The sequence below is a fragment of the Microcoleus sp. S13_C3 genome, from assembly GCF_036700905.1.
Taxonomy (GTDB): Bacteria; Cyanobacteriota; Cyanobacteriia; order Cyanobacteriales; family Microcoleaceae; genus Microcoleus.
The window spans coordinates 1-7,033 of sequence record NZ_JAUBPT010000250.1; the positions used below are offsets into that span (position 1 = coordinate 1).

The 7,033-nt window shown below is 45.0% G+C and carries 2 protein-coding genes and 2 pseudogenes; all 4 read right to left on the reverse strand.

Going from position 1 to position 7,033, the window contains the following annotated elements:
* Positions 1-174 precede the first annotated feature (174 nt).
* A pseudogene (locus QUA16_RS34785) lies at positions 175-2,064 on the reverse strand (ATP-binding protein); the annotation flags it as partial.
* 794 nt (positions 2,065-2,858) lie between these two features.
* Positions 2,859-3,773, reverse strand: a complete 915-nt coding sequence (locus QUA16_RS34790; protein WP_333109174.1) for a hypothetical protein — start codon at positions 3,771-3,773, stop codon at positions 2,859-2,861.
* Positions 3,774-3,925: 152 nt separating this feature from the next.
* A pseudogene (locus QUA16_RS34795) lies at positions 3,926-5,687 on the reverse strand (ATP-binding protein); the annotation flags it as partial.
* Between the two features lie 260 nt (positions 5,688-5,947).
* Positions 5,948-6,934, reverse strand: a complete 987-nt coding sequence (locus QUA16_RS34800; RefSeq protein ID WP_333109172.1) for an AEC family transporter — start codon at positions 6,932-6,934, stop codon at positions 5,948-5,950.
* Between the last annotated feature and the right edge of the window lie 99 nt (positions 6,935-7,033).

Consider the following 7,033-nt stretch of genomic DNA (forward strand, 5'->3'; position numbering starts at 1 on the left):
CATTAGTCATTAGTCATTAGTCATTAGTCATTAGTCATTAGTCATTAGTCATTAGTCATTAGTCATTAGTCAACAGTTAACAGTTAACAGTCAACAGTCAACAGTCAACAGTCAACCGTCAACAGTCAACCGTCAACAGTCAACCGTCAACCGTCAACAGTCAACCGTCAACTTTTATGCGCTAATAGGTAACACTATCTCAAATTCACTCCCTCCCCCCAAAGTAGAATTGACATTAATTGTTCCGCCGTGGGTTTCGACTACAATCTGGCGGGCGATCGCCAATCCTAACCCAGTGCCTTTTCCTACTGCCTTCGTTGTGAACAAATGGTCAAAAATCCGCTGTTTTACTGCTTCTGTCATGCCTGCACCGTTATCGGCAATCTGAATTTTGATGTGCCGATCGCCCGACTGACAGGTACGAACTGTGATACAGTGTGGATTTGCTTTAATGGCATCCAAACTGCGTCTTTGGTTTGATTCTTCTAGGGCATCGATCGCGTTAGCAAGCAAGTTCATAAAGACTTGGTTCAGTTGACCGGGAAAGCATTCGATTGGGGGGAGATTGCCGTAGTCTGTGACGACTTCGATCGTGGGATGGTGTTCGTTGGCTTTCAGCCGATGTTTCAAAATTAAGATGGTGCTGTCAATGCCCTCATGGATATTAAACGGAACTTTGTAGTCTTTATCGGCTCTGGAGAAGGTGCGGAGGCTGGTGCTAATGCCGCGAATGCGATCGCACCCCACTTTCATCGACAACAGCATTTTTGGCAAATCTTCTAAGGCATACTCTAAATCAATATCCTCAGCATCTTGTTCGATTTCCTCGCCGGGATTGGGCAGTTTTTCTTGATATAATTTTAAGTGGGAAATCAGATATTTTATCGTGGTGGTTGCTTCCTCAATATTGCCACTAATAAAGCCGACAGGATTATTGATTTCGTGGGCTATTCCTGTGACTAGATTGCCCAATGTGGACATTTTTTCGCTTTGCACGATCTGTAACTGTGCTTGCTGCAAATCAAGGAGCGAGCGTTCTACTTCTTGTGCATAAGCTTGAGATTGTTGGTACAAGCGAGCATTTTCTATAGAGATAGCCGCTTGGGCGCACAAAAGTTGGATGACATCAGTGCGATCTTCTGTAAATGCACCACTTGTCAAGTTATTTTCTAGATAGAGCAACCCGATTAATTTACCCTGATTTAACATCGGCGCGCACAGCACACTTTTGGGCTTTTCCTGCATCAAATACGGCTCGGCAATAAAATCGTTTTGTACTGCTGCATTATCCAAAACCACAGTTTTGCAAGTCCGCTTAACATAGTTGACCACAGCAGCGGGAACCTCGTCGCTGGCTGACAGCGGTACAGATATTGAGATGACATCTTGATGGAAGGAGGCGACAGCTTCGATGGCCAGATTCCCGTCCTTAAGCAACAGGAGAACTGCTTTTTTTGCTCCGGCATTTTCCATCACCACAGACATCAGTGCAGCCAGTAATTTTTCTAATTGAATTTCACTCGATAGTGTTTGGGAGGCTTTGAGAATACTCGCGAAATCGAGGGCTTCGTAAATACTGCTACTGCTAGATAGAGTTGTGTGCCAAGTTTGATGTAAAACTGACGATTTATTGATTGTGTGGACGCGACTTTCGCTGATTCCAAAACGATTTTCTCTTGCCTGCAATATGGGAGAAAGAAGTTGGGGATAGCGTTTTTCTAAGTCATCGATTTTGGCTTTCGCACCCCAGCGAGCATAACAGTAGTAGGCTTCTTGCATATAAGCTTGCGCCACTTTTTCTTTGCCCCAGTCGAGGTAGAATTTAGCTGCTAGTTCGTTAGCGAGGGCTTCTTCTTGGATGTATTCGTTTTCTTTCGCTCCAGAAATGGCACGATCGTACATTTCAATAGCTTCTGCCCTCTGTCTGGCAACTCGGTATTTCTCTGCTTCTACCAACTGCCACTTATGCAAATAATTCATGGGGGCGTGTTCTGCCCAATGCTGCAACTTCCTTTGATTTTCCTGAACTCGTTGCCCCTGCGTTTCTAACTCCTGGGCTGTTTCATTATCCGTAGGGGCCGTGCCCCCGTGCCGGCCCTCTTGGTCTAACCTGCCGATCGAATCGTCTAGGTCGGGGGTAGGCACGGGGAGTAGGGGTAGCACTACCCCTACAAAATTCATGTTTTTGGTGAGAATGAAACAGCCCTGTTTCTAACTCCGTCTCGGACTCAGGAGTGGCCAGGGCTATGAGTGAGTCATAGAAATTTGACACTCCCCGACCTAAAAGTGCGAGGATTCTTAATTCAGCGACTAACCTTTAAGTGTTGCGTCCTTTCGGCAATATTCAGACCTTTTAACCGTAGAAAACTACCAATTAACGAGCCTGATTCGCAGCCACCCCAGCGGGTCTATCTCCAAAAGCGTACTAGGATATTTACCTAGAGTTTGGGTATGCCCTACCCTACTTAACAATCCTAAAAGAATAGTTTGTTTTAACTGGTTTAAGGTTTAATTCAACCTCTAGCTGTTTAAAGAGTTTTCGCTGCTCTGCGTCCCCCGGTTTATACCTAAAAGTGTGTCTTAACTGTTTCACGATGGTAAAGGAATTAAACCTTGACTTTTATAGTATATCACAAATATAGGAACTTACTGGACTTGTTGAAAGAAGTTTTAAGAAATTAAAGCCGTCCTAGAAGGACAGGGTTTTAAACCCAAATTTTTGATAAATTTACCTGTAAGGCAGTCACCAACGCAAACAAAGACCAACCGACCACATAACAAACTGACACCATACTTGCCGCCACTTGCATGGTGGCCAGTTTTTGGGCATCCACTATCGCTGGCAGCTCGAATAACTCTTAAATCGGTCGATCGCCGATCGAACAATTAATTTCCTGCACTGCTTGCTGAATATCTTCTGATGTAGGGCTATCTGGCAATTCAACTCCTAATTCTTTTAGACTCAACAAACCGATAGCAATTGCTTCTAAAAACTTGTTCTGGGACGATAATGCCTGAATTTTGACGATGTAAACGCTCACTCGCTCTAGGGGAGTTCTGGTATGATGAATCACAGTGTCAATCCACTGATTCATCTGGTCAAAATCACCACAGAGTGAAGCCACTTCTGCTGCTATGTCGTGCAAGTTCAAGGTCATCTCGTACTGTCGTTGCCAAGCGCTCTCTCCCAGCAAATTTAGCCCGATCGCAGCATACTCGCGAGCAGCTTGATAAGCAGTAGCGCCTCTGGCTTTGCGGCAAGCCGTGAGGTTGAGTTGTGCCAAATCATCACGTTGTGTTTGGTTTTCAATCAGCGCAATACCAGAATTCAACTGATTGACGACTGAAAAAATTTGCTCTTCTATAGCTGCGGGTGAAATTTGCTGGATCAGCAATTGTCCAATCTGATAGTGAGCACGCGATCGCTCTTGTTCGGGAATTAAAGAATAGGCGGCTTGCTGAACGCGATCGTGCAAAAACTTGTAATTCACTACCTCCGAATTATCGGTCTCCTCCCGTCTTTCTCGCCCCATATAAAACTTATAGATTTCACTTTCAGGCAGGATTAACCCCTCTTGCAAAGCCTTCCACAAATCCGCCGCCGTTTCCGTTTCCAATTGCTCGGAAACAACTGCCAAAGTCCCCAAATCAAACTCATTTCCAACACAAGCAGCCAACTTCAACACATTCTGAGTAGCTGGCGGCAATTTTTGCAACTGCAACGCCATAAACTCGACCACATCATCCGTCAGCGCTGCCTCCCGAACTCGCACAATATCGCACTGCCAATAAGCTGTGTTGCATCTAGATTGCCTATGGTATTAGAGAGGGAGAGGGGGAGAAGAGGAGAGGGGGAGAGGATTTGACGATTTTTGATGGGGACTCGAAATATACAATTTAAATGCACAACAGCTTAACCAGCAACCCAGTCAAACTCAATCAGCCCCTCCTGATGCAGTGCTTTGAGAAACTGCGTTGCAAAAAAGGGATTTCCTTGGGTTTTTTGTGCCGCCAAATCAGCCAAAGGTCTTGCCCAAGATGGATCGCAATTGAGCGTATCAGCAACCAAATGATTTAGGCTTTCGGAACTCAACGGTTCCAGCGTAATAGTATCCACCGTTGCCCCAGCTTTTACCGCTGCATCCAGTGTCAGCATCAACGGGTGCGCTGCAAATACTTCATTATCTCGGTAGGCACCAATTACTAATAAATAGCCGATTGTTGCATCGGCCACCAGCATTTCCATTAACCGCAGCGAGGCGGAATCTGCCCACTGCAAGTCATCCAAAAACATCACCAGGGGATGTTTGGGTTTTGTGAACACCTTAATAAAGTTGTGGAACAGCAAATTAAACCGATTTTTTGCCGCCTTTCCTGATAATTCTAGTGCGGGTGATTGTTGACCAATAATTTTTTCGAGTTCGGGAATTACTTCAATAATGACTTGTGCGTTATCGCCCAGTGCTTGCAATATTTTAGTTTGCCATTTTTTCAACTGCTCGTCACTTTCGATCAACAAGTGTCCCATTAAGTCTCGAAATGCTTGCACAAAAGCTGAGAAAGGAATGTTGCGGTTAAATTGGTCGAATTTGCCTTTGATAAAATAGCCGCGCTGGCGGACAATTGGTTTTTGAACTTCATTCACAACTGCCGTTTTTCCAATTCCCGAAAAACCAGCTACTAGCATCATTTCTGTTGTGCCACTACTGACGCGATCGAAGGCTTCGAGTAGGGTTTCTACTTCTGTTTCGCGACCATAGAGTTTTTCTGGTATAATGAATCGATCGCCAACATCCCTCTGCGCGATCGCAAAACTCTTTATCCTACCGTTTTCGTAAAGTTGCTCCAAACAACATTCTAAATCGAATTTCAGCCCCAACGCACTCTGATAGCGGTCTTCGGCATTTTTTCCCATTAATTTGCTGACAATCTCCGAAAGTACGGGCGGGATTTCAGGATTAATTTCATGCAATGATGGTGGTTGCTTGGCAAGATGACAGTGTACTAATTCCATCACATCGTTGGATTGAAACGGCAATTGTCCCGCCAGCAATTCATAAAAAGTCACGCCCAAAGAGTAAAAGTCACTGCGGTAGTCAATGCCGCGATTCATCCTTCCCGTTTGTTCGGGAGACAAATAGCCGAGTGTCCCTTCCAGCAGGTTAGGATTCATCAGGGTTTGAGTTTCCCTGGGCAGCAAGGATGCAATACTAAAGTCAATGAGTTTGACTTGTTTTGTATGCGGATTAATTAAAATATTGGCGCGTTTAATGTCTTTGTGAATTATCCGGTGGCGGTAGAGTATATCTAATGTATCACTCAGGTCGATCGCAACTTGCAAAAACTCCATCAGAGACGGCCCAGTTTCCCTTTCTTCCGTCCATTCTTTTAGAGAAATTCCCCCAAAGTCTTCCATTACCAACGCATAGCTGTTGTGGTAGGTTTCTAAGCTGTATTTCGATGATTCCGGGCAAGTTGAGGTTTTTGGCGATCGTGTACTGATTGCGAAATTGCACCAGTTCGCTGAAGCTGGGATACTCGTTCAGCAGGACTTTGATGGCGACGGGCTGTTTATCGTTAGTGCGAAAAGCTCGATAAACTAGGGTGCGAGTTCCTGAGTAAATGCGATCGAGAATTTGATAACCTGTCAATCTAAAATTTATACTTGTAAAATTTATACTTGCCATACTTTTATTGTTCCCGTCATTAGCGGGCTATTTCCACATTAGCAGAAGCCAATACAGTTTCCAACTCCCGTGATTGTTATTTTAAATCAATATGAGATATAGCAGTTCTCAATCTTGGTGAGGTCTGCCCTATGCCCTATGCCCTATGCCCTAGATCGGAGAACACCTCATGTTACTGAGAAACGCTATATATCGTTCAATGTTCGTGATGGGGATCACTGAAGTAAGAAACTTTTCAAACTGAGCAATTCCTATTTTTATTAAAAATTAAATAGCCTCATCCATAGGGGAATAGTGAATAATAAACTAACGCAGCCGATGCCGATCGCAGTTACGGCTAATTCGCGATCGAGATTGAAAGCTTCTGCCAGCAATGTAGTACCAAAAGCCGGAGGCATCGCCATTTGCAGGACGAGCACAAGTCGCGGCGCGCCCGCGATCCCCAAAAACGTTAATCCCGTGCCAATTACCAAGGGAATTAACAGCATTTTAATCACGAGACAAGCCAAAACTTGTTTGAGGTTGTGCAAGGAATTCAACTTGCTCAACTGCATCCCGATCGTAATTAAAGATAAAGTAATTATAGTCCAAGCGCCTGTTGTTAACAATTTTTCGATTGGTGCCGAAAGCGGCAAGCTGCGCGAGACAAATCCTAAACCAAAAGCCCACAGGGCCGGATTCTGAAAAATTGCCCGCAGGGGACTTAACCAACTCTGAGGGCGATCGCTTTTGCCGCAGTGAGAAGCAATAGCGACTCCCAGTATATTAATTGCCATGCCAGTGCCTAGCAAGTCGTAAAACAACGCCCAGGCAAAGTGTTCCGATCCTAATAAGGACAAGGTGACGGGAATGCCTAAAAAACCCGTATTACCCACCATCGTTGCCAATAAGAAGCTGCCTTGAGTGGGCAAACTCCAAGCGGTAGTGTGTTCCGGGCTATTTTGGGCGATCGGATTAAGAGTCTTGAAACGTTCCTCGCCAACACCGAAATTTATCAAAATCCCAGCGAGTCCTCCACCTGCTAGAATTGCCGCCCAAGCTATCAGCGGCGCCATCCAAATAGCGCCCGACAAATTGGCGCTGCGGATAAAAGCAACAATGCTCAATGGCGTGCCAAAGAAGAAAAGAAACTTGGCTAAATATGTAGAATAGCTTCTCGGTAGCAGGCGGCCGAGAATGAATCCGAACGCCACCCATCCGATTAGATTTAGATAAAGTTTGAGCAGCGGATTTTCTAAATAAAGCATGATTGACTAAAGCTTTACTAAACGACTTAGGAATGAGAATTAAATAACTTCCACAAGTTTGTGGGATGGGCGTCCCGCCCGTCCAAAAAGGACGGGCGG

Bases quoted from the DNA above. Each gene is read 5' to 3' on its own strand.
- QUA16_RS34800 (WP_333109172.1), bottom strand. From the start codon at position 6,934: ATGCTTTATTTAGAAAATCCGCTGCTCAAACTTTATCTAAATCTAATC.